At 62.6% G+C, this 21,488-nt stretch carries 16 protein-coding genes and 5 tRNA genes; 5 read left to right on the top strand and 16 right to left on the bottom strand.

From position 1 onward, the window contains the following. Positions 1 to 59: 59 nt before the first annotated feature. The 10 genes from QZ149_RS02385 to QZ149_RS02340 form a co-directional block, all read right to left on the bottom strand. Positions 60 to 2,273, bottom strand: coding sequence for a PrsW family glutamic-type intramembrane protease (locus tag QZ149_RS02385; RefSeq protein ID WP_291449492.1), 2,214 nt, complete (start codon positions 2,271 to 2,273; stop codon positions 60 to 62). 17 nt (positions 2,274 to 2,290) lie between these two features. Continuing rightward, on the bottom strand, positions 2,291 to 3,589 hold the full coding sequence (locus QZ149_RS02380; RefSeq protein ID WP_291449489.1) for a PrsW family intramembrane metalloprotease: 1,299 nt from the start codon (positions 3,587 to 3,589) through the stop codon (positions 2,291 to 2,293). A gap of 1 nt (position 3,590) precedes the next feature. After that, positions 3,591 to 4,214 carry a hypothetical protein gene (locus tag QZ149_RS02375; RefSeq protein ID WP_291449487.1) on the bottom strand — a complete coding sequence of 208 codons (624 nt, stop codon included), beginning with the start codon at positions 4,212 to 4,214 and terminating at the stop codon, positions 3,591 to 3,593. Further along, entirely contained in the window at positions 4,211 to 5,392 is a 1,182-nt protein-coding gene (locus tag QZ149_RS02370; RefSeq protein WP_291449484.1) for a glycosyltransferase family 4 protein, read from the bottom strand. Before QZ149_RS02370 ends, QZ149_RS02375 begins: the two co-directional genes overlap by 4 nt. Then, entirely contained in the window at positions 5,389 to 6,315 is a 927-nt protein-coding gene (locus QZ149_RS02365; protein WP_291449481.1) for a phosphatidylinositol mannoside acyltransferase, read from the bottom strand. Before QZ149_RS02365 ends, QZ149_RS02370 begins: the two co-directional genes overlap by 4 nt. Positions 6,316 to 6,356: 41 nt before the next feature. Continuing rightward, positions 6,357 to 6,938, bottom strand: a complete 582-nt coding sequence (pgsA, locus tag QZ149_RS02360; protein WP_291449478.1) for a phosphatidylinositol phosphate synthase — start codon at positions 6,936 to 6,938, stop codon at positions 6,357 to 6,359. After that, positions 6,938 to 7,513 (bottom strand): HIT domain-containing protein, encoded by a 576-nt coding sequence (locus tag QZ149_RS02355; protein ID WP_291449573.1) that lies wholly within the window; start codon positions 7,511 to 7,513, stop codon positions 6,938 to 6,940. The genes pgsA and QZ149_RS02355 overlap by 1 nt, the downstream gene beginning before the upstream one ends. A gap of 5 nt (positions 7,514 to 7,518) precedes the next feature. Then, positions 7,519 to 9,552: a threonine--tRNA ligase gene (thrS, locus tag QZ149_RS02350; RefSeq protein WP_291449476.1), complete on the bottom strand. Its 2,034-nt coding sequence runs from the start codon at positions 9,550 to 9,552 to the stop codon at positions 7,519 to 7,521. 71 nt (positions 9,553 to 9,623) lie between these two features. Continuing rightward, entirely contained in the window at positions 9,624 to 10,649 is a 1,026-nt protein-coding gene (locus QZ149_RS02345; protein ID WP_291449474.1) for a GNAT family N-acetyltransferase, read from the bottom strand. A 126-nt stretch (positions 10,650 to 10,775) separates the two neighbouring features. Beyond that, positions 10,776 to 12,053, bottom strand: a complete 1,278-nt coding sequence (locus QZ149_RS02340) for a carboxylate--amine ligase (RefSeq protein WP_291449471.1) — start codon at positions 12,051 to 12,053, stop codon at positions 10,776 to 10,778. 71 nt (positions 12,054 to 12,124) lie between these two features. On the opposite strand from QZ149_RS02340, the gene QZ149_RS02335 reads away from it, so the two are divergent. Together QZ149_RS02335 and QZ149_RS02330 are read left to right on the top strand one after the other, a co-directional pair. Beyond that, complete coding sequence (locus tag QZ149_RS02335; RefSeq protein WP_291449468.1) at positions 12,125 to 12,634, top strand: hypothetical protein; 510 nt, start codon at positions 12,125 to 12,127, stop codon at positions 12,632 to 12,634. Beyond that, positions 12,618 to 14,372, top strand: a complete 1,755-nt coding sequence (locus tag QZ149_RS02330) for an alpha-glucosidase (RefSeq protein ID WP_291449465.1) — start codon at positions 12,618 to 12,620, stop codon at positions 14,370 to 14,372. Before QZ149_RS02335 ends, QZ149_RS02330 begins: the two co-directional genes overlap by 17 nt. 91 nt (positions 14,373 to 14,463) lie before the next feature. On the opposite strand, the gene QZ149_RS02325 is transcribed toward QZ149_RS02330, so the two are convergent. The 6 genes from QZ149_RS02325 to QZ149_RS02300 form a co-directional block, all read right to left on the bottom strand. Continuing rightward, positions 14,464 to 16,107, bottom strand: a complete 1,644-nt coding sequence (locus tag QZ149_RS02325; RefSeq protein WP_291449462.1) for a DUF5979 domain-containing protein — start codon at positions 16,105 to 16,107, stop codon at positions 14,464 to 14,466. A 711-nt stretch (positions 16,108 to 16,818) separates the two neighbouring features. Beyond that, positions 16,819 to 16,893: transfer RNA gene (locus tag QZ149_RS02320), tRNA-Val, on the bottom strand. A 1-nt stretch (position 16,894) separates the two neighbouring features. Continuing rightward, positions 16,895 to 16,965: transfer RNA gene (locus QZ149_RS02315), tRNA-Cys, on the bottom strand. 34 nt (positions 16,966 to 16,999) lie between these two features. Then, positions 17,000 to 17,072: transfer RNA gene (locus QZ149_RS02310), tRNA-Gly, on the bottom strand. A 52-nt stretch (positions 17,073 to 17,124) separates the two neighbouring features. Continuing rightward, positions 17,125 to 17,196, bottom strand: a tRNA-Val gene (locus QZ149_RS02305). 1 nt (position 17,197) lies between these two features. Beyond that, positions 17,198 to 17,270, bottom strand: a tRNA-Gly gene (locus QZ149_RS02300). A gap of 154 nt (positions 17,271 to 17,424) precedes the next feature. Between QZ149_RS02300 and glgX the strand changes: the two genes are divergently transcribed. The 3 genes from glgX to QZ149_RS02285 all read left to right on the top strand — a co-directional run bounded on the left by glgX (position 17,425) and on the right by QZ149_RS02285 (position 21,450). Beyond that, positions 17,425 to 19,536: a glycogen debranching protein GlgX gene (gene glgX / locus QZ149_RS02295; protein ID WP_291449460.1), complete on the top strand. Its 2,112-nt coding sequence runs from the start codon at positions 17,425 to 17,427 to the stop codon at positions 19,534 to 19,536. Positions 19,537 to 19,650: 114 nt separating this feature from the next. Further along, positions 19,651 to 20,205 (top strand): DUF3000 family protein, encoded by a 555-nt coding sequence (locus QZ149_RS02290; protein WP_034505474.1) that lies wholly within the window; start codon positions 19,651 to 19,653, stop codon positions 20,203 to 20,205. Then, positions 20,206 to 21,450, top strand: a complete 1,245-nt coding sequence (locus QZ149_RS02285) for an HRDC domain-containing protein (RefSeq protein WP_291449456.1) — start codon at positions 20,206 to 20,208, stop codon at positions 21,448 to 21,450. The last annotated feature ends 38 nt before the right edge of the window (positions 21,451 to 21,488 follow it).

Genomic DNA, 21,488 nt, shown 5'->3' with positions numbered 1-21,488 from the left:
GGCCGCTCCTCCTGTGCATCCTCTGTGAGAAGCTGGTGAAGCGGCCATGATGCGGCACGTCAGAATCGTCGCATACCTGTGAGCTTCATGAAGATCTTGCGTTGTGAGGTTGCTTCCTTCGCGAGCTCTCTCGATTCTTCGATGCGTGCCTGCTCGGGACCACGATTCTTCATGACAACCTGGTGCAGGCCGAGTGTGGTAAGCGCGTACATGAACTGCTTCATTGCCTTCTTCGCCAACGGCCCACCGTTGGACGCCCAGGCCAGGGCGGCACGGCGTGAGCGAGGATCGCACACCATCTGGATCTCACTGGGGACGATCCACCCCTGGGCCACGTAGGGCATGAGGCCCGCTGCGGCGTCGCGTCGTTCGCGCTTCATCGCCAGCGCGATGAACAGGAACCACAAGAGGAACAACGGGACGTGGATGAAGATGTAGAAGGTGTCGAACAGTTCATCGTCACCCCCAGACAGGACGGCAGTGCCGTTCCACGTCGCGTGCAGGAGCATACCCGTGAACCAGCCGAGCGCCACTGCACCACATCCGGCGGCGGCCGAGCGGGCGCGTGTGACCGCCCACCCCGTCGCCCAGCCCATGCAGCTCGTGTACATCACGTGGCCGAAGACACCCATGACGACACGTTGGAAGAACATCTGCCCGAGGTCACCGTCCGTCAAAACTGCTCTCACAAAGTAGGTGAAGTCCTCGACAACCAGGAATCCACAGGCGGCGAATCCGGCGTAGACAAGTCCGTCGATGGCAGATGAAATGTGTGTACGGCGAGCCCACACGATAACGAGAACGCCGAGGCCCTTCAACAGTTCTTCGACCACCGGCGCACCGACAACGACGGAGAAAATCATTCCCTGGACTTCGTCACCCGTTTGTTCAGTGACGGAATACTGAACAAATTCATTTCCCATGATTCCGAAGAAAATGGACACGCCACCGCCCCACGCCAGCGCGGCAAGCTTCATCCCCAGGGGTTCGGGTTCGAATCGGTCGATGAACAGAAGTACCGAGACGACGATAGCAAGAGGAACGATGCACAAGATAGCGAGGAAGACCGTCACAATCGGGCCACTGGCCTGAAGGAAACCCAGTACACCGACGAGCATGAGCGCTGCTCCCGCACCGGCAACGACCGACTCGAAGATCGGCAGGGGTTTTTTCTTCGGCTTGGGCACCGACCACACCTGGGCGGTACGGGGCGCGAGCGTCGGATACTGCGCAGTCTTCGGCCCCGGCATCGAGGGGCCGGACTCGACAAAGGCCTGGAACCTGGGGCTGAATTGCCCCTCAGCGGCATTGCGCGTGGAGGGCGAAGAGACCGGGGTGTTCGATCCACTGCTCGGCGGCGTGCGCGGCGTCGGGTTAGAGGGTGCCTCGGGGCCGGATTCCTTCGTCGCATCGGTGGCAGATTCCTGCGCTATCTCGGGTGCGGACAGGGTATTCGGAGTATCCTCGGGCCACTGCGGCCCTGTTTCGCCGAGAGGAATACTGCGATCCGTGTGTACGGAGGACGGGGCCTTCGTAGATTCATCTGCAGTGGTTGTCTGTGTGCCGACGGGAGATTCACGTGTCTGCTCCGGATGCTGCGGGAGAGGCTCCCCAAGGGGAAGACTCCGGGCGGCTCCCACAGGGGACGAGGCCGGGGCTTGGCCACCCGCAAAGGGAGCCTGCGGACCACCAACAGGACGCCCGCCCATACCCATCGGCCCCTGCGGACCACCAACGGGACGCTGCCCCATACCCATCGGAGCCTGCGGACCACCAACAGGACGCTGCGGTCGGATTTCAGGGTTCTGCGGCATGACCGTCGTCTCGGGCAGGAACGCAGCAGAGCGTCCCGGAGCGGCAGTCGGGTTCTGCGGCATGACCGTCGTCGCCTCCGAATCCACACCCGAACGACGCGGCAACGGACCAGGACGCTGCGGCATGACCGTCGTCGCCTCCGAATCCACACCCGAACGACGCGGCAACGGACCAGGACGCTGCGGCATCACGGTCGTCGCCTGCTGATCGACAGCCGGGGATTGAGGAGCGGAAGGAACTCCACCGCCGCCGGGCACCGGCGTTGCTTTGCCTGCACCCGTACGCTTAAGGCCACCGTTTTGGCCAAGGTCACCTGCGCTCGGACGCCTACGCTCCGATAGCGGAGTCACAGCGCTTTCGGCGAAGCGCTGGGCAGCCGAGGCTGACAAAGCGACCTGCGAGTCGGGGGATTCGTGCTGAGCAGCCGATCCTTGGTCTGTCTGTCGGGATTCTGTCACGATCAGTCCTTCCGTACTCAGACGTTCCGCGTGCGTGCGGTCACGGCTTGGGAGACAACATTTTGTTGATCGGCGATGGATGTTAGGCGAAGGAATTCCCTTCGATTCTCCACTACCGTCGCAAGTTTCTGGCGGTCAGCATCGATACGCGCCGGGTCAGGTCCGTGCTTAGCCATGATGCATTGGTCAAGTCCAAGAGAAGCGAGGTTTGCCAGGAAGGAACGCATCGCGCGAGTTGCATCGCGCCCACCTCGCGTTGACCACTTAATAGAGGCCTTCTGCACGCGCTTGTCTGTGGCCATCGTCACCTCGCCTGGGAGCACCCATCCGGTGCGTACATAGGGGACCAAGCCCTTGCGGATTTTCGCTCGCTGCTGGCTTGTTGCTCTCAGCAGCAGGAGCGCCCACAGGATGAAGCCGGGTACATAAATGACACCGTACATGGTATAGAATCCCCGGTCGCCGAAATATGCTGCGCTGCCATTCCACGTCAGATGGATGAGCATGGCACACACCCAAAAGATCGTGACGATGCCAGCCCTCATCCATCCGTTCTTGAACGAGAGCAGGGCCAGAGCCAAACCGATTCCGGTCATGGATGTTGCCATCACGTGCAAGAACGGACTCATCAGGCCGCGCAGAGCGACCAGCCACAGAAGGTGCGCCGTTCCCTCTGGTTCTCCGCGCAGGTAGTAGAGGATGTCTTCTGTGAACATGAAGCCAGCTGCTGACAATCCCCCGTAGATGGCACCATCGAGGACGGAGTTGATGTTGGTGCGACGAACGACGACGATGATGATCACGCCGATGGCTTTGAGGGTTTCCTCGACGAGGGGAGCGACGAAGGTTGTGGACAGAGCGTTCGCCGTATCAAAGTTGCCGAGTGAATAGTCTAGGTTCTTGCCCAGCGCAGTATTCACGATGCCAGAGGACAGGGTTGCGATGCCCGCGCCCCACAAAAACACTGCGACCTTGGTTTTCCATGGCTCGGGGGCCCACCGGTCCAGGCGGTGCAGGAACGCGAGAACGATCCCCAGGGGAATGAGGGCAAGCAGAGTAGTTTTCACGAGTGCCAGGTAGCTCGATGCCACCGGCGAGAGGAAGAAAACGGTTAGGCCGATCAGGCCGATAATCCCGGCAGCGGTCAGGACGATTTCAAGCCAGGGGAAGGAATGCTGAGCCTTCGGTGGCTGCCACACGGGAGCAGCTTCGTCGGGCGCGGGCGAACCAATGCTGCTGGCCTCACCGATGGCGGTGGCACTGAGCTTCTTGAGCCGGTAGTCTTCGCCCGGCCCTCCCCAATGGGCGCGTCGCATATCAGTATCCTCGTCCGCCAATGTGTGTATCGTCGTCAAAGTCAATGGGTTCCGGTATCGGAGCGCGCCCAGCGAGCCTGAGCAATTTTACCATTCGTGCGGAACGCAGGGCCCGAACCCCCGCGACGTCAACGTTGTGCACATTTCGCGTCAATTCGATGCGGTAGCAGGTTGCGTCGAGAGCCTCGAGGCGAGCGGCGGCCTGCGGATCCGAGGTTATTGAGCAACGCACCTCAGGAGTGAGCGTGTCACGGATGGCGCGTGATAGCGCCGACGCTCGTTCCAATCGTGCCGTGACCTCCACACGATCTCCCCTACGCGAGGCCGTGGTTCGTCGGTCGAGGCCATCGGTCGTTAGCTGGTCACCGTCGTCGTGGATGGAGGCGCGCGCGACGTCACGCATAGCCTCGGCCTCTCCCCCATTGAAAGGAGCAGTCTGTGCCAGGAGTGAGGCTTCGGAGGCACGGCGCAACAGCAGACGTGAGAGCGCGTCGCGCGAGGCGATAATGCGCTGGTGCAGACGGTCGAGCCTGCGTGCCCGACTGATCGCTGCTCCGACGCTGATTGCGAGCGCGACGAGGACGAGGACAATGGCGAAAAGAACCCAAGCGGACAGTGAGATCACGACAGCGATTCTCCTCGCTTTTTATGACGACGGAACAGATGACGCGTCCGGCGCGGACCGGAGGTTGCGGGACTACCCATGTCGATGGCCAGTTTGTATACCTCGAAAACCTTGTCTGCGACGACCTCCCAATCGTATTGAGCCGATGAGCGCTGGCCGGCGTTGGCCAGCGCGTCGAGCCGCGCCGGATCCCCCAGCAGGTCAATGAGGGTAGCCGCCAAGGCCTCGGAGCTGCCTGTCTCGAAGAGGGCACCCGCGCGCCCATCCTCCAGGACCGCGCAAAAGGCCGGAATGTCGGAGGCAACGACTGCGGTGCGCGCGGCCATCGCCTCGACCAGAACGATGCCGAAGGACTCGCCTCCCGTCTGCGGAGCGACGTAGACGCTCGCGCCCGCCAACAGGGATTCCTTCTCCTCGTCGCTAATGCCACCCAGGAAGGATACTGATTCGCCGAAACGAGCCACGGCCTCGCGACAATCGGGGGCGTCTCCCCGGCCAGCGATCAGGAAACGCGTGCCCGGGAAGCGCGCGAGGACAGTGTCGATTGCTCCGACGAAGATACTCAGCCCCTTACGTGGCTCGTCGAGACGCCCAAGGAACACGACGACAGGACGCTCCTCGGTGGCAACCCACTGAGGAAGGGGCGTCGCCGTGCGGAACGAGGCAGTCTCCACACCATTCGGGATGATGACTGCGTCACCACCATGGTGTTCGATGAGAGTGCGCCGTGCCTCCTCGGACACGGCGATGCGCACGCCAATGCGCTCCATGTAAAGCCTCATCGGGGCCGAGGCAATGGCGCGGGAAACCGAACGACCGAGCGCCGCGTGGAACGTGCCGACCAGCGGGGCGCGCGAGATCATCGCTGCCGCCATCGACACCGACGGCACAACGGGTTCGTGCACGTGGACAACGTCAAAGTCGTTCTCCTCCAGCCAGCGCCGCGTGCGCGTCATCGTCGTTGGCTTCACCGAAATGTTGGCAACAGAACCGTTGAAGGGAACTGATACCGAGGAGCCTGCGGATGTGATCCACTCGGGCAGGTCACGTGACGTTGACGGCGTCAGGACGCGCACGTCGTGGCCGCGTGAGCGGAGTTTGAGGGCAAGGTCGCGAATGTGGAAACCCACTCCCCCGGGAACGTCCCACGAATAGGGGTTCACGATCCCGATCTTCATCGATTCTTCCTCTCGTGCTCGGCCCGGGCACGGGCTAGGCGCTGGGGGTCCAAGTCGTCGATGAACACCCGCTGCATCATGTGCCAGTCTTCGGGTTTATCCGCCATCATCGCGGCGAACGCGCTGACCCACGCCTGTGTCAGTGCCTCCACGCGGTTGACACCGGGGGCGAGATCGGCTGGGACGGCGATGGGACCCACGCAGCGCACGCGCACGTCCGCCCCCGCCGGTGACTCGTTCTCGTAGGTAATGCACGCCGCGAAGAGTGGGCGTTCCAGCTTCAGCGCGAGGGCTGCGGGGCCGGCTGCGACGAGCGCGCGTCGCGTGCCTAGGTCCACTTCGATGCCAGAGCCGGAAATATCCCGGTCGGCCAGGAGGGGCACAATGACACTGCGTCCGCGTACGCGCTCGACGAGGGTAGCGAACACCGAGTCACCCTTGCCGACGCCGATGACTTCCATTCCCAAACCCTCGCGCAGGGCAACGAAACGCTGGAACAACGAACGCGGCTCGACCTTCTCAGCCACCGTGACGATTGTTCGCCCGTTCGCACACACCCATGCCCCCGCGCGATCCCAACTGCCCGAGTGCCCCAGGGCCAGAACGACCGGGCCGTCGACGCTGGCTGCGACGAGTTCCCCGAAGCCTTCGAAAGTGATGCCCTCTGCCAGCGGTGCCCCACGTCGCGAACCGAGCATGAGCTCCTCGGCGTAGTTGCGAATATGCGAGCGAACAGCGGCAACGACCAGCTCCTCCGCTGGCTCGCTACCAGTGAGCCGAGCCATATTGGCACGCAGACGTGCGATGGACGCTCCCCCACGCCGCGCCGCGATCCCAGCTCCGACGTAGGCCGCGCGCATGACGAGGCCGAGCGGAAGGCGGGGAGCAACAGTGAAAGCTACGGACAGGAGGGAAAAGGTCACTGGGTTCCCTCGTCGATGTGACGCGCAGTGAACCAGATGCGCTAGCAAACGGTCACGAAGGATGCGAACGCCACCCAGGTTAGGCCGACGGCCAGCACCCACTCGGGTGCTCCCAGGCTCATGATTATCGCCGACCCCATACCAACGATCAGGCGATCCGTGCGCTCGGCAATACCGAGTTTGGCGACGACACCGACCGATTCCGCGCGTGCACGCGCATAGGGCACAGCAGCCGCACCGATGATCGAGCAGATACCCGCGATGATCACCCATGTACGCACAGGGGAATCAGCCATGCGGAAGATCGCGAAAGCAGTCAGCGATCCGAAGACCGCGCCGTCGGCGAGCCGGTCAAGCGTCGAATCCAGGAAGGCACCGAAGCGCGTTCCGCCGGTCGTCATACGCGCCAGCGTTCCGTCGACCGAATCGCCGAACATCACGACCGCCAGGGCGATGCCCCCCTGCCAGATCCACCCCCGCGGGATACAGACGACCGCGACGGCCACGGACGCGACCGTCCCAGCCACCGTCACCATGTTCGGGGTCACGCCCATGCGCGCGAGCACGCGAGCCAGGGGCGTGAACACGGCCTTGGTGATTGATCGTCCGTGGTTGCCGAGCATCAGCCCTCCTTCGGCCAGGCGGCGGCGAGCCGGGCGCGCGCGTCCTCAAGTAGTTCAGGCACAGCCTTCGTGCGCGCGATGATGGGGAGGAAGTTCGCATCCCCCGCCCACCGAGGCACGACGTGCTGGTGAAGGTGAGCGGCAATGCCTGCACCCGCGACCTCACCCTGGTTCATGCCCAGGTTGAAGCCGTGCGGTCCGGCAACCTCGCGGCTGACCCGCATGGCGGTAGCCGTCAGTTCTCCCAGCTCCACGCGCTCGGCGTCGGTCAGCTCCGTGTAGTCGGACACGTGACGGTACGGGCACACCAGCAGGTGGCCTGAGTTGTAGGGGAACAGGTTCATGAGCACAAAGCAGGTGGCCCCTCGGTGAACGATGAGTCCCTCGTCGTCAGCTTTGCCCGGCGCACTGCAGAACGGGCAGGTCCTGTCGCTCGCATCGGCTGGTTTACCTTCTCCGTGGATGTAGGCCATCCGGTACGGGGTCCAGAAACGACCGAAGCCGTCCGGGACGCCCGCGAGCTCGCGGGCGTCCTCGGTGGGCAACGGTTCGGGGTGTGTGCCCGGCTCCGTCATGGTGCTCACGCCTCGTCGAGGCCGTCGATCTGGTCGGCGTTGTTGCGCTGCTCGATGTGCGAGACGATCAGCTCGACGGCGCGATCAACGGCAACGCCGTTGTGCTGCGAGCCGTCACGCAGGCGGAAGGACACGGCCCCGGCCTCGACGTCCTCGCCGCCGGCGATGAGCGTGAAGGGGATCTTGTCCTTTGAGGCGTTGCGGATCTTCTTGCCGAAGCGGTCATCCGACAGGTCGGTCTCGACACGTACGCCGCGCTCGCGCAGCTTGGCGGCAACGTCCTTGACGTAGTCGTCGAAGGCCTCCGCGACCGGGATGAGGCGGACCTGGACGGGCGAGAGCCACGCCGGGAACGCGCCCGCGTAGTGCTCGGTGAGAACGCCGATGAAGCGCTCGACGGAACCCAGCTTCGCGGAATGGATCATGACGGGGCGCTGACGAGTACCGTCGGCGGCCGTGTACTCCAGGTCGAAGCGCTCGGGCTGGTTGAAGTCGTACTGGATCGTCGACATCTGCCACGTACGGCCGATGGCGTCCTTGACCTGCACGGAGACCTTGGGGCCGTAGAAGGCGGCACCGCCCGGATCGGGAACGAGGTCGAGGCTGGTCGCAGCACACGCGTCCTCCAGAGCCTTGGTGGCGGCCGCCCAGTCCTCGTCTGAGCCGATGAACTTGTCCTTCTTCTTGCCATCCTCGTCGCGCGTGGACAGCTCGAGGTAGAAGTCCTTCAGGCCGAAGGCGGAGAGGATCGAGAGGAAGAACTCGATCTGGCTACGGATTTCTTCGGAGGCCTGCTCGGGCGTGCAGTACGTGTGCGAGTCGTCCTGCGTGAAGCCACGCATACGTGTCAGGCCGTGGACGACGCCGCTCTTCTCATAGCGGTAGTCGTGGCCCAGCTCGTAGAAGCGCAGGGGCAGCTCGCGGTAGGAGCGACCGCGCGAGCGGAAGATGAGGTTGTGCATCGGGCAGTTCATGGCCTTGAGGTAGTACTCCTGGCCCGCCTTGGTGACGTCACCCTCAGCGTCGCGTTCCTCGTCCACGAGCATGGGCGGGAACATCGTGTCCGCGTAGTAGGGCAGGTGACCCGACGTGTGGAAGAGTCCGCCCTTGGAGATCTCGGGGGTGTGCACGAAGTCGAAACCGGCCAACTTGTGTCGGTCGGTCACGTAGGACTCGATCTCGTGGCGCAGGATGCCGCCCTTGGGGTGGAAGATGACCAGGCCGGGGCCGATCTCCTCGGGGAAGGAGTACAGGTCCAGCTCGGCTCCGAGGCGACGGTGGTCGCGGCGCTCGGCTTCCTTGATGCGCTCCTGGTAGGCGACGAGATCCTCCTTGGAGGCCCAGGCGGTGCCGTAGATGCGCTGAAGCTGGTCGTTCGACTGGTCGCCCTTCCAGTAGGCGGCCGAGGCCTTGGTCAAGGCGAAGCCGTTGCCGATCAGCTTGGTGGAGGGCAGATGGGGGCCGCGGCACAGGTCCTTCCAGGCGACGGAGCCGTCGCGGCGGACGTTATCGTACATGGTGAGGGTCGCGCCGCCAACCTCGACGGAGGCCCCCTCGGCACCCTTGCCCTTCGTGGTGACGAGCTCGAGCTTGTAGGGCTGCTCGGCCAACTCAACCACGGCCTCGTCCTCGGAGACCTCGCGGCGCACGAAGCGCTGGCCTTCCTTGACGATGCGCTTCATACGCTTCTCGAGCTCACGCAGCAGCTCGGGGGTCACCGCATCGATGTTGCCGAAGTCGTAGTAGAAGCCATCGGTGATGAACGGGCCGATGCCGAGGTTCACGTCGGGGAAGACGTCCTGAACGGCCTGCGCGAGCACGTGCGTGGCGCTGTGGCGCAGGATGTTCAGGCCATCCTCGCTGGCCAGGGTGATGGCCTCGACGGTCGTGCCCTCCTCAAAGGGGGTCGCGAGGTCACGCGGCGTGCCGTCAACCTTGATGGCGACGACGTCACGGGACTTTTCGAACCACGTCGTGCCCGTGGTCCCCGCTGGTACGGTCTGGTTTTCTCCGTCGATGACGAGCGAGATGTCGGGCACGGTGTCTCCTTGTTCGATTCGTTCGAGAGCTTTAGTCACTAGTGGGATTCTATCCCTGCTGACCCCGCCGTTCAGGAGCGGGCGTGCCAGTCCTTGACGGCTTTGGCCGCACTCAAGGCGCGATAGGTGCTCTTCTTAATGGGCATATCCCAGCCGCCGGGCACGTCTGTGAAGTGCGAGGCAAAGGCGCTCTTGTACTTGCCGACGCTGTAGAGTTCGGGGCAACGCGGCGAGTGCGCGCCCATAAGGTCGAATTCGCGTACGCCGTCGCGCGCCAGGAATTCGGCTGCTAGGAAGTCCAAAACGGGGGGCTGGCGCAGGCGTCGGCCGGCCTCCGTGGAAGCACCGTATTCGGCCTGTGCGCGAATGCCCTCAATCAGACAGAAGTCCCAGCACAGGATATTGCCGTCGGCGTCACGCATCGAGAAGATGCGCGCGTGCTTGGGGCCGAGAGTCGTGAGCAGGCTCATGTAATAGTCCTTGGGGTGAGGACGGAAACCATCGCGCTCGGCGGTCTCTTCCATGACGGCGTAGTACTCGTCGATGACCTCGGCGGCGTTGGCTGTATCCTCATGGAAGGTGATGCCTTCGGCTTTGCCTTTCTTCAGGCCGGAGCGGATCGAGCGCTTACCGGACTTGGGCATGGTGGCCAGAATCGCGTCCTCGGTCTTGCCGGAGGTGTCGATAACGACGGTGCGGTCGTAGGAGATGGTCTGCAGCGGCATGACCAGGTCGGGGTGCTGGTAGATGGCGTGCAGGCGCACAAAGACGACGGACTTGTCCCGCTCCTTGATCTCGCGCACCAGGTCGGCGCGCAGCGCGGCCTCACGTTCCGGGCTGGCTTCCTTCACCCAGGCGGGACCCCACTTGGCCCACAGGTAGTGCACGCCGCGCACCGTGTACTTGTAGAGGGTGATGAAGGCGACCTTGGTGTCGTCCTCGTACCAGGCGTAGCGTCCCCACACGCCGTGTCCCTGCGACTTTTCGAAGGTCTCCCACACGCAGGTCTGTTCGATCGGCAGGGAGCGGTCCTGGAATCCGGAGACTGCGGCAATCTTGTCTTCTTGAGAGATGGGCACGAGTGAGGTGGTCGTCATGGTGTCCTCAGTTTGTTGTAAATGTCTGTCGCGTGTAGGTAGGTGGTCAGTGTAGCAGGGGCTGCTCCCCCGTTGACGAGGTCGTGGCCGGGTCTCGGGTCCAGTTCCCTCGGGCGGGTGACCGCCTCAGTACGAGGTTTCGGTGGGCTTCGGGTAGTAACGCGCGAACTTGCGGCGGTGGTTTTGCTTCTGAAGCCACACGGTCAGGTTACGGCGCGGGTCCTTCTCGGTGGGGTTCAGGAGCAGGTCGAAGCGGCGTCCCTCGCGGATGATGCGCTTGACGCGCGCACGTAGATCGGTGTCGATGATGTAGCGCAGGAGCAGCGAGTCGGGAACCAGCGTGTAGAGGATCTCGTCCTTGGCCTGCGTCTGCTCGCAGGCCTGGCCGTCGATGAGGTCAGCAACCATCGGGATCATGGGGTTGGCACCGGCGGCGGCCATGTACCAGTTGTTACGGCCAATACGGGGGTTAACCTCGAAGAAAACGGCGCGTCCGTCGCGCGGGTCGATCTTGACATCGAAGTTCGCGAACCCACGGTAGCCGTTCTCGGTGAGGAGCGTGCAGGCGCCTTTCCACAGCGCAGGGAAGTTCTCAGTGATCATGGCGACAGGGTTACCGATCATAGTCGGAGCATGGTCTTCGAGGAGCACGCGGGCCGAGCCGATGAGCGTGACTTCACCGCGCGAATCCACGTAGGCAGTGATCGAACGCATCGCGGTGTTGTCCCCGGGGATCAGTTCCTGGACGAGGAACGTGTCGCGGAAGCCCGCATCCTTCAGAGTCTTCCAGAGCTGAGTCAGTTCCTCAGGCGTGTCGATGAACCAGATCTTGCGCTTGCCCTCAAACTCGAGGACGTCGTAGGGTTCGCCGTTAGCGGCTTTGGCCACCACGGGGAACGTAAAGGGGATCTCCGGGGCCGCCCAGGCCTCGTCCGTGGCGTTGGAGAAGTCCACCTCGACCGTGCCGGGCGTGTCGATGCCGGCGCGCTCGCAGGCGCGCGCGAACTCTGCCTTGTCAGTGAGCCTCTCCATGACCTCCAGGTTCGGGAAGGGCAGCGCATAGTGGCGCGAGAGCTTGTCCATGTTGCGGGCCACGAACGCGGAGAAGATGTCATGGTTCGCCATGAGGATGAGTTTCTTGTCGGGGAGCTCCCCCGCGATCATCATGAGCGTGTCGAGGAGCTGGGCGTCGGTGGCGTGTGCGCTCACGTGGCGGACATCGAAAAAGTGTGACCGTGTGATCGATTCGGTCGGCTGGGACCCCACACAGATGCAGCGGCACCCGAAGGCTTCATTGAAACAGCGGCCAATTCCGTATACGCCGAAGTCCCCTCCGATGATCACAGGAAGGATGTCCTGGCGGGGAGAGAGCGGGCGAGGCCGAGTCAGGTAGTCAATCGTCATGCCACCAGCCTAGCGCCTGGTAGGATACAGAACGATCCCTGAGACTTGACTCACCTACCCGAAAGTCCATCATGAGTGCCCAGTTCCCGCCCAACAATCGCCAGCCGTATCCGCGTCAGCCGATGGGCGGATACCAGCAAGGCGGCTACCAACAGGGCGGCTACCAGCAGGCACAGCCTCAACAAAGCGGCTACCAGCAGAGCGGATACCAACAGCAAGATGGCTACCAACAGGGCGGATACCAACAAGCGGGTCCACAGCAGCGCGGGTATCAGCAGGGCGTCCAGCAACGCTACGGCGCGCCCATGCCCAGGCAGCCTCGGCCCGCCATGGTAGCGATGGATGATTCTTCGGATGACAATACGAGAAAGATGATCATTGCCGCGATTATCGCTGGCGTCTTCGTCATTACGCTGGTGTGCGGCTTTCTGCTGAAGGACTACTTCTTTTCCGAAGTTGTCGTCTCGGAGGGTTCCTCTCGCCAGACAACATCGGAAGCCGCAGCGAGTACGCAGATACATCCATTCGTCGCCCTCACGACGCCTACTGCCTCCTCAGAATCCTATGTTCCTACGCTCTGATCTTCTGCCCGCCGCTCGTGTCAATGCCGACCCGTGGTGGAAAAATGCGGTCCTCTACCAGGTATACCCCCGCTCTTTCCAGGACACGAACGGCGACGGGATCGGAGATCTCAACGGTATCTACAGCCGCCTCGAGTACCTGGCATGCCTCGGGGTCGACATCATCTGGATCTCCCCCATCTATCGCTCGCCGCAGGCCGACAACGGCTACGACATCTCCGACTACCGCGACATCGACCCGCTATTTGGCGACCTGGCGGCCTTTGACGCCCTTGTTGCGCGCGCCCACGAGCTGGGTATGCGCGTGGTGATGGATCTGGTCGTCAACCACACGTCGATCAAGCACCTGTGGTTCGTTGAATCGGCATCCGGGCGCGAGTCCGCACGCCGCGACTGGTACTACTGGCGTGATCCACGCCCAGGCCTCGAACCGGGCACGCCGGGCGCAGAGCCGACGAACTGGGAGTCTTTCTTCGGTGGTTCTGCCTGGGAGTACGATCCAACCTCGGGCCAGTACTACCTCCACTTGTTTGCCCGCGAGCAGCCGGATCTGAACTGGGAAAACCCGCAGGTGCGCGACGCGGTCTACGACATGATGAACTGGTGGCTTGATCGCGGTGTCGACGGCTTCCGTGTCGACGCAATCGACGTTATCTCCAAGCGCCCGGGCCTGCCCGATGGAGGTCCCGCCCGTGCTCCCTTCGGTGTCGGTCACGAGTGCTTCGCTGATGGCCCTCGCCTGCACGAGTTCCTCCAGGAGATGCACGAGCGCACGTTCGCGCTCCACCCCGGCACGTTCACGGTCGGCGAGGCTTCCAATGCCTCCCCCGAGTCTGCCCTTCTGTTCTGTGATCCGGCCAGGCGCGAGTTCAACATGCTCATCCAATTCGAGCACGTGAACCTCGGTCAGGAGAACGGGAAGTTTTCCCCGCGTCCCCTGGCTGACGGCGAGTTGGCCGACGTACTGACTCGCTGGCAGGAGACCCTGGGCGAGCGTGGCTGGAACGCCCTGTACCTGGAAAATCACGACCAGCCGCGGGCGGTGGCGCGCTTCGGGGATCCCGAGAACGCCTGGTTCGAGTCTGCGACCGCCCTGGCGACCGCGTATTTCCTGCAGCGTGGTACGCCCTTCATCTACCAGGGCCAAGAGATCGGCATGCTCGGCGGGCAGTTCACCCGACCAACCGATTTCCGCGACGTCGAGTCCCTGAACTACCTGCGCGCCCACACCGGCGATGATGTGCCCGCCGGTCTGGCAGCTATCTCGCGCGACAACGGGCGCACCCCGATGCAGTGGGATTCCTCCCCTAACGCCGGGTTCACGAGTGGAACGCCTTGGATCGACGTGCCTGCCTCGGCCTCGTATATCAACGTAGAGACGCAGATGGAGGACTCTTCCTCCATCTACGCGTACTACCGCGCGCTCATCGAGGCACGCCACCGAGTGCCGGCACTGACGGCTGGTTCCTTCGAACGTATCGACGCTGGCGATCCTGCCCTGTTCGTCTATCAGCGCTCCTGTGAGGGGTCCGCTGTTCTCGTTGCCGTAAATCTCTCGGGACGCGCAATCATCCCGTCAGGCGCTCTCGTCGACGAGGCCTTCCCCTCTTCGCGCTGGAACCTGTACCTGGGAAATATGCCGGGTTCCCATCCCGACACCGAGCAAGAAACACTGAACCCGGCCCCGGCCTCGTCCATGGCCCCCTGGGAGGCACGCGTCTACCTGGCGGCACGCTAAACGCTAACGGGTACTGAAGACGCAGACACGAGTGGGTGGGAGGAACATTATTCCTCCCACCCACGTCAGTTATGCGCGTGCCACGCGAGATTCAGCGATGGCGACGCTTGGCTGCCACGAACGACAGACCCGCGATCACGACGATTCCCGCCAACACGCCCAGCCCAGCGGCATCGGTACCCGTCGACGCCAAGTTCGGCGGCGACGACGGTGTCACCGACGGAGTCGGGGCCGGGGTGGAGGGCGTCTCCGAAGGGGTCGGCGACGGCGTTGGCGACGGCGTGGGGGCCAGCGTATTCGTCAGGGTGAGCGCGAAGATGTGGTCATCACTCAGTGTGAAGCTCGCCTCTCGGTTGCCAGCTGCCAGCGTGACGCCATCGGCGGTCTCAAACACACGACTCTCCGCATCATTCCAGGTGATCTCAGCAGCCTCGGGCAGATCTCCCTCGGACACGGTCACCTCGGTGCCTGGCGGCAGTGGCGCAGGGTAGGTGTAGGTTTCGCCAGCCTTGATGGTCGCCTCGAAGGTCTTGTTCACCGTGGGGTCAGCGGCGTTCTTCAGCGTGATCTCCAGCGTATAGTCGAGGTCCTTCGCAGCCTCCGGCAGGTCACCCTCAACCTTCTTCGTCACCGAGAACGTCTGGTGAGCGTTGGCGTCGGCGACCGCACCGTAGCGCAGCACCTTCGTAATCGGGTCGACCTTTTCGCCGGGAACGTTGTAGGTCACGGTGTTAGAAAACTCCCCAGCAACATCACTGGCTCGCTTAGCACCCTCAACGCGGGCCGGCAGCAGGATGATCGCCGACTGATTGGCGGGGATCTCACCAAGCGCGACCGTCACCTTGGTAGGCGTGCACTGGATCTGAGCAGCCGCACCGAATGCGCCATTGGACGTGTCCTTGTCACGGCGCAGGCCCTCAGAGGTGGTCGGGTCGGTCACGAGGTAGGTGTGAGTCCTCGTGTACTCGTTGACCGTGTCGCAGTCAAAGCTCCAACTGGAGTCGGCGGGTGCCTCGTCGACAATGGATGCACCCGTCACAGCCGTATCACCCGCAGGCAGCACGACGCGCCACATGATGGCTTTGTTCTCATCGCCATCCTCAGAATCGGACAGGTTAATCCAACCGTCCTTCTGGTAGCGGGCTTCACCGGGGGTACGACGCGTCATCTCGAGATCACGCGTGACCTTTCCACCAATCTCGACGACGTAGGTCTCGCCCCCGGGGCCGGAATAGCTGGCCAGCCCATGCGTCGTGACCGTGCCGTACCACTGCGCAGCGGACTCGACCTTGTCATTAAAGATGATGGTCACCGTCCCATCAGTGGCCCAGGTTCCGCAGCCGACGGCGACATTGTCGTGGGAGTACACCGTAAAGGCACGCGCAACGTTCGGGCGCAGAACGGTCTCGCCCGTCGCCCGATTGACGACATTCGCGTTGTAGGTGAAATAGTCACCGGCCTTCACGCGTCCCTCGGTCTGCCAAGGAAGTTTCACTCCCAGATCCCACCAGTCCCCCACGGCGTGAACCTCATGTCCCGTATGATCAACGAGCTGAGCCTTGTCCCAATCCAATGTGACCTTGTCGCTCACATTCGTCACCGGTGCTGGACAGGCCGGCGCGTCGGCGTGTGCAGGGAGCGACGCGGAGACGACTTGTGTGACGCCAAAGAAACTCAATACCAGTGCACATATTGCAAGAAGGGCACCACAGTGACGGTGCTTCAACGCAACCATAGAAAACTCCTGTCAACGGGATGCGCGACGACGTCGCTTCACACCCCGTCAGTGTATGCCATTACCCTGTAATTAGGTCAAGATACGCGTTGACCCCCGCCTCACAACCGGTGAAAACATGGTTTGTAAGCCGTTTAATCCGTACTGTTTTGCCATTTATATGCAGACTGTAAACTTTGAAAGTTCGGGCGTGTCGAAACGGTGGGTGCCGATGCATGACCAGCACGAATGATCAACGAACAGACACGCCTATTTGACCGTACTAACCGACTGGTATGAGTTCGAACCCCCAGACGTTCGCAGCGGGCAACCACCCAAGATAAATGCCCTTACCATCCCATCGAACGACACATCCCACACAGGTGCATCGCACACCATATTCACCCATTTTGCAGCAGGACAACCAGTCAGCCATTCCCCCTTCAAGCTCGCCACATGCACCCAAGTCGGGCAATCAGAACACCCACACAACCACGAGTGGTATTCATCACCCCATGCGCGGCTAAACCCGCCTGGCGGAACCTGGCGTGGCTACCCAGCCGCAAGCAGATGGATTAACGAACACATATGCTGGTCGAGTCCGCCTGAGAGATCTTTGAAATAACGTTGTTGCAATTCCAAGGGTTACGCCCCCCTTGAAAGTTCGAGTAGCCGATAACCCCACAACATCAGGGAAAATACAAAAAGCCGAACCGCACGGTCCGGCTAATATGGTGGGCGATACTGGGATCGAACCAGTGACCTCTTCCGTGTGAAGGAAGCGCGCTACCCCTGCGCCAATCGCCCGAGGTGGGTACGGGATTCGAACCCGTGTATACGGCTTTGCAGGCCGCTGCCTCGCCTCTCGGCCAACCCACCACGCCCAATGGGATCGTGTGGATTCCCGATTGAGAGCGGATGACGGGACTCGAACCCGCGACCCTCACCTTGGCAAGGTGATGCTCTACCAACTGAGCCACATCCGCGTGAACCGCTTGTGCGGCTGGGCTAATGCCCGATAACCCCAAGGGGTTTCCGTGGGCGATACTGGGATCGAACCAGTGACCTCTTCCGTGTCAGGGAAGCGCGCTCCCGCTGCGCCAATCGCCCGAGCGGATGACGGGACTCGAACCCGCGACCCTCACCTTGGCAAGGTGATGCTCTACCAACTGAGCCACATCCGCGTTGTCTCCGGAACGTTTCCGTTCCTTGCAACGGGTAAAACCTTAACAGACCTTCCGGCGAGAATGCAAAACGAAACCGCAGTAATCCAAGTCACACGCCCATTTTTGCCCGGATTATCACCAGTTGTGCGGTGTTCATGCCACCCTTATTCGTATGGAAACTCGACCTGGTAAGGCGTACCCGCTGGGCGCCACCTTTGATGGAACCGGCACCAACTTCGCGATCTACTCATCGGTCGCCACCGCAGTCACGCTGTGCCTGCTCGATGATGACCTGAACGAAATGCGCATCCCCATGACTGAGGTGGACGCCTACGTGTGGCATGTCTACGTGCCGCAGGTGCGCGCCGGCCAGCGCTACGGCTACCGCATCGACGGACCATGGGATCCCATGAACGGTCTGCGCTGCGACCCCTCCAAGCTCCTACTCGACCCCTACGCCAAGGCTATTGAGGGCCAGCTGAAGGATTCCCTCTCCCTCCTCTCCTACCGTTCCGACGATCCTCTCGTCCCGAAGGGGGGAGATTCCGCCGCCGCCACGATGCACTCCATCGTCGTCAATCCCTTCTTCGACTGGCAGGGCGACCACAGCCCGGGCCACGACTACTCCGAGTCGATCATCTACGAGGCACACATCAAGGGCATGACGATGCGCCACCCAGAGATCCCAGAGGAGCTGCGCGGCACCTACGCAGGCATGGCGCACCCGGCGATTATCGAGCACCTGACAAAGCTCGGCATCACCACGGTCGAGCTCATGCCGATCCACCAGTTCACGAACGATACGACGCTCCAGGCCAAGGGGCTGTCGAACTACTGGGGCTACAACACGATCGGATACTTCGCCCCACACAACGGTTACGCGGCTACGAAGGACCCCGGCGCACAGGTCTCAGAGTTCAAGGCAATGGTCAAAGCACTGCACGCCGCAAACATCGAGGTCATCCTCGATGTTGTCTACAACCACACAGCTGAGGGCAACCACATGGGTCCGACGCTGTCATTCCGCGGCATTGACAACCCGTCGTATTACCGCCTCGTGGATGGGGATCGTCGCCACTACTTCGACACGACGGGAACGGGCAACTCCCTGCTCATGAGTTCCCCTCAGGTCCTCCAGCTCATCATGGACTCCCTGCGCTACTGGGTGACCGAGATGCACGTCGACGGCTTCCGCTTCGATCTAGCCTCCACGCTTGCACGTCAGTTTGCTGAGGTCGACCGACTCTCCGCATTCTTCGACCTTATCCACCAGGACCCGATCGTCTCGCAGGTCAAGCTCATCGCGGAGCCCTGGGACGTGGGCTCGGACGGCTACCAGGTGGGCGGCTTCCCTCCCCTGTGGTCGGAGTGGAACGGGAGATACCGCGACACGGTGCGTGACTTCTGGCGCGGCGAATTCTCCTCGTTGCCCGGCTTCGCGTCCCGTTTGGCGGGTTCCTCGGACCTGTATGGGACGACGGGCCGCAAGCCGATGGCATCCATCAACTTCGTCGTTGCCCACGACGGCTTCACACTGCGCGACCTCGTGTCCTACAACGAGAAACACAACGAGGCGAACGGTGAGGGCGGCGCGGACGGCGCGAATGATAACCGGTCGTGGAACTGTGGCACCGAGGGAAACACGGACGACAAGGACATCATTGAGTTGCGCTACCGCCAGCAGCGCAACTTCCTGACGACCCTCATGTTCTCCCAGGGCGTACCGATGATCGCCCACGGCGACGAACTAGGTCGCACCCAGCGCGGCAACAACAACGCGTATTGCCAGGACAATGAGCTGTCGTGGATCGACTGGGACCTGGACAAGCACGACCACAAGCTCCTGCAGTTCACGCGCGACCTGATCCATCTGCGCCGCGATCACCCGGTCATGCGCCGTCGCCGCTTCCTCGAAGGGCCTGCCAAGCGTGGCGGCGAGTCTGAGCTGGGTGAGATCGAGTGGTTTACACCCGCTGGCACGCACATGACGGAAGAGGAATGGAACCAGCCGTGGGCGCGCTCGACGATGGTCTTCTACAACGGGGATGCGATTCGTGAACCCGATGCCGACGGACGCCGGATCCTCGACGACGATTTCCTGCTGCTGATCAACGCTGCGCCGGAGGCGGTTGACTTTACACTCCCCGACGCAAAGTATGGGTCCCTGTGGCACACGGTTGTTGACACGGCGGGCGACGATGACCACCGAGACTACCGCTCGGGAGACACCGTCCATGTCAGGCCACATACCGCCTTTATTCTGCGTAATCCACGTCGCCTGTAAAACTCAGGGGTCATCTCGATACGTTGCAGGAAACACGTACCCGCTACTTATCGAGATGGCCCCGCGCGGCGCGTCTGTAACAAAAGACAAGATGACACCCGTACGATTTCAATCGTGAATGAGAACGCGGTGCCCGAGGACTTTGTTCGGGCCCTGCTGTCCCTGCGACAGGCCTCCCACCTGCCGCATATCCTCCTCGAGGAGGTGCCACCGCCTCGTCGGCTGGCTCCTTTTACAGCTGCGCTCGCGATGCGCACGATCGATGAGGACAGCGCTGGACAGCCTTTGTCGACTGGTCGCATGGTCGTGTTGCACGACCCCGTGGGCCAGCTCGGCTGGAATGGCACGTTCCGTATCGTGTGTCAGATGCGCACTCAGGTGGATTCCATCATGGCTGTCGATCCGATGCTGTCGGAGGGCGTGTGGGGGTGGATGCTCGATTGCCTTGACGGTGCGGGCGCTGGTTTCCACGACATCACGGGCACGGTCACTCGTGAGATGAGCGAGGCGTTCGGTGGACTGGAGCTGCGAGGCTCGTCCCTGTTTGTCGAGGTCCGAGCCTCGTGGACGCCCAATAGCGAGTATCTTGGGGAGCATCTATTCGGGTGGGCGGACGCCATGCGCAAGACGGCCGGCATCGTTCCTACCCGTCACCTCGAAGGAGTTTGAGTGCTGGTAAACAATGGCGGTGGCTTGCCGCAGGGCGATACGGATAACCCGGAGCTTATCGCTCAGCCACGTGGGGGGATCCCTGCCGTCATTGATACCCGAGAAGGCCTCGAGAAGGCCGCACGCGCGCTGGCACAGGGTTCGACGCCGATTGCGCTGGACGTGGAGCGCGCGCAGGGGTTCCGTTATGGTTCGGACCCGTATCTGGTTCAGATCCGCCGCGAGGACGTTGGCTCGTTCCTGATTGACACCCATGCGCTGCCGGATCTGTCGGTGTTGCAGCCCGGTGTTGAGGACGTGTGGCTGCTGCACGATTGTCTGCAGGATCTACCGAATCTGCGTCAGGTGGGTCTGCGTCCGTCCGCTCTATTCGACACGGAGATTGCCGCTCGCCTCGTGGGTTTGGAACGTTTCGGTCTGGCGGCGGTGGCTGAGCAGGTGTTGGGCTTGGGCCTCGTGAAGGATCATCAGGCCTCGGATTGGTCGGTGCGCCCTCTGCCCAAGGAGTGGCTACGCTACGCGGTGCTCGACGTCGAGCTGCTCACGGAGCTGTATTACCGCCTATCGAAGCGCTTGGATCAGATGGGGCGTTGGGAGTGGGCACAGCAGGAGTTCGCGCACGCACTCAGCGTCGAGCCGCCGACTGCGAAGCCCGATCGGTGGCGTTCCCTTCCCGGGGCCGGCAAGATCCGTTCGCGCCGAGGTCTGGGTGTCCTCAAGGCGCTGTGGGAGACCCGTGAGTCAATCGCGCGTCGTATCGACATGTCCCCGGGGCGTCTGGTGCGTAACGCGGCGCTCGTGCGTGCGGCGTCGAATCCGCCTCCCAACAAGCGTGCCCTCATGTCCATCAACGAGTTCCGCTCCCCCATCGCCCGACAGTACGAGGATGAGTGGATGCGCGCGCTCGTGTCCGTGGCTGCCTTGACCGAGGACGAGCTGCCGCCCAAGCGCAAGCCAGTGCAGCCCGGCTCGATCCCGGAACCGCGCCAGTGGGTTCGCATCGACGAGGCCTCGGCTGCGCGCCTGGGTATCGTTCGTAGTGCGGTCGCCTCGGTGGCGGCCAGCGTGGGGCTGGCACCCGAGGTAGTGCTGGCTCCGCAGGTGCAGCGCTACCTCGCGTGGGCGTCCCTGGATCCTTCGCGTCCATCCGGTGACGAGCTCGAGGAGCGTATGGTGACGCGCGGAGCCAGGGACTGGCAGATCGATCTCACACTCGACCCCGTGTGTGACGCACTCGGCGTCTGAGGGGTCCGCTCGACGCATGGGTATGCGTGCGACGCGTG

The organism is Actinomyces sp. ICM47 (genome assembly GCF_905369875.1).
GTDB lineage: Bacteria > Actinomycetota > Actinomycetes > Actinomycetales > Actinomycetaceae > Pauljensenia.
The sequence above is the reverse complement of the archived record's forward strand: the minus strand, read 5'-3'. Positions and strand labels throughout refer to the sequence as shown.

What these genes read in the sequence shown, in the direction of transcription:
- QZ149_RS02380 (WP_291449489.1), bottom strand. Translation starts at nt 3,589, where the DNA reads ATGCGACGCGCCCATTGGGGAGGGCCGGGCGAAGACTACCGGCTCAAG.
- QZ149_RS02370 (WP_291449484.1), bottom strand. Translation starts at nt 5,392, where the DNA reads ATGAAGATCGGGATCGTGAACCCCTATTCGTGGGACGTTCCCGGGGGA.
- pgsA (WP_291449478.1), bottom strand. Translation starts at nt 6,938, where the DNA reads ATGCTCGGCAACCACGGACGATCAATCACCAAGGCCGTGTTCACGCCC.
- QZ149_RS02355 (WP_291449573.1), bottom strand. Translation starts at nt 7,513, where the DNA reads ATGACGGAGCCGGGCACACACCCCGAACCGTTGCCCACCGAGGACGCC.
- QZ149_RS02345 (WP_291449474.1), bottom strand. Translation starts at nt 10,649, where the DNA reads ATGACGACCACCTCACTCGTGCCCATCTCTCAAGAAGACAAGATTGCC.
- QZ149_RS02340 (WP_291449471.1), bottom strand. Translation starts at nt 12,053, where the DNA reads ATGACGATTGACTACCTGACTCGGCCTCGCCCGCTCTCTCCCCGCCAG.
- QZ149_RS02335 (WP_291449468.1), top strand. Translation starts at nt 12,125, where the DNA reads ATGAGTGCCCAGTTCCCGCCCAACAATCGCCAGCCGTATCCGCGTCAG.
- QZ149_RS02330 (WP_291449465.1), top strand. Translation starts at nt 12,618, where the DNA reads ATGTTCCTACGCTCTGATCTTCTGCCCGCCGCTCGTGTCAATGCCGAC.
- QZ149_RS02325 (WP_291449462.1), bottom strand. Translation starts at nt 16,107, where the DNA reads ATGGTTGCGTTGAAGCACCGTCACTGTGGTGCCCTTCTTGCAATATGT.
- glgX (WP_291449460.1), top strand. Translation starts at nt 17,425, where the DNA reads ATGGAAACTCGACCTGGTAAGGCGTACCCGCTGGGCGCCACCTTTGAT.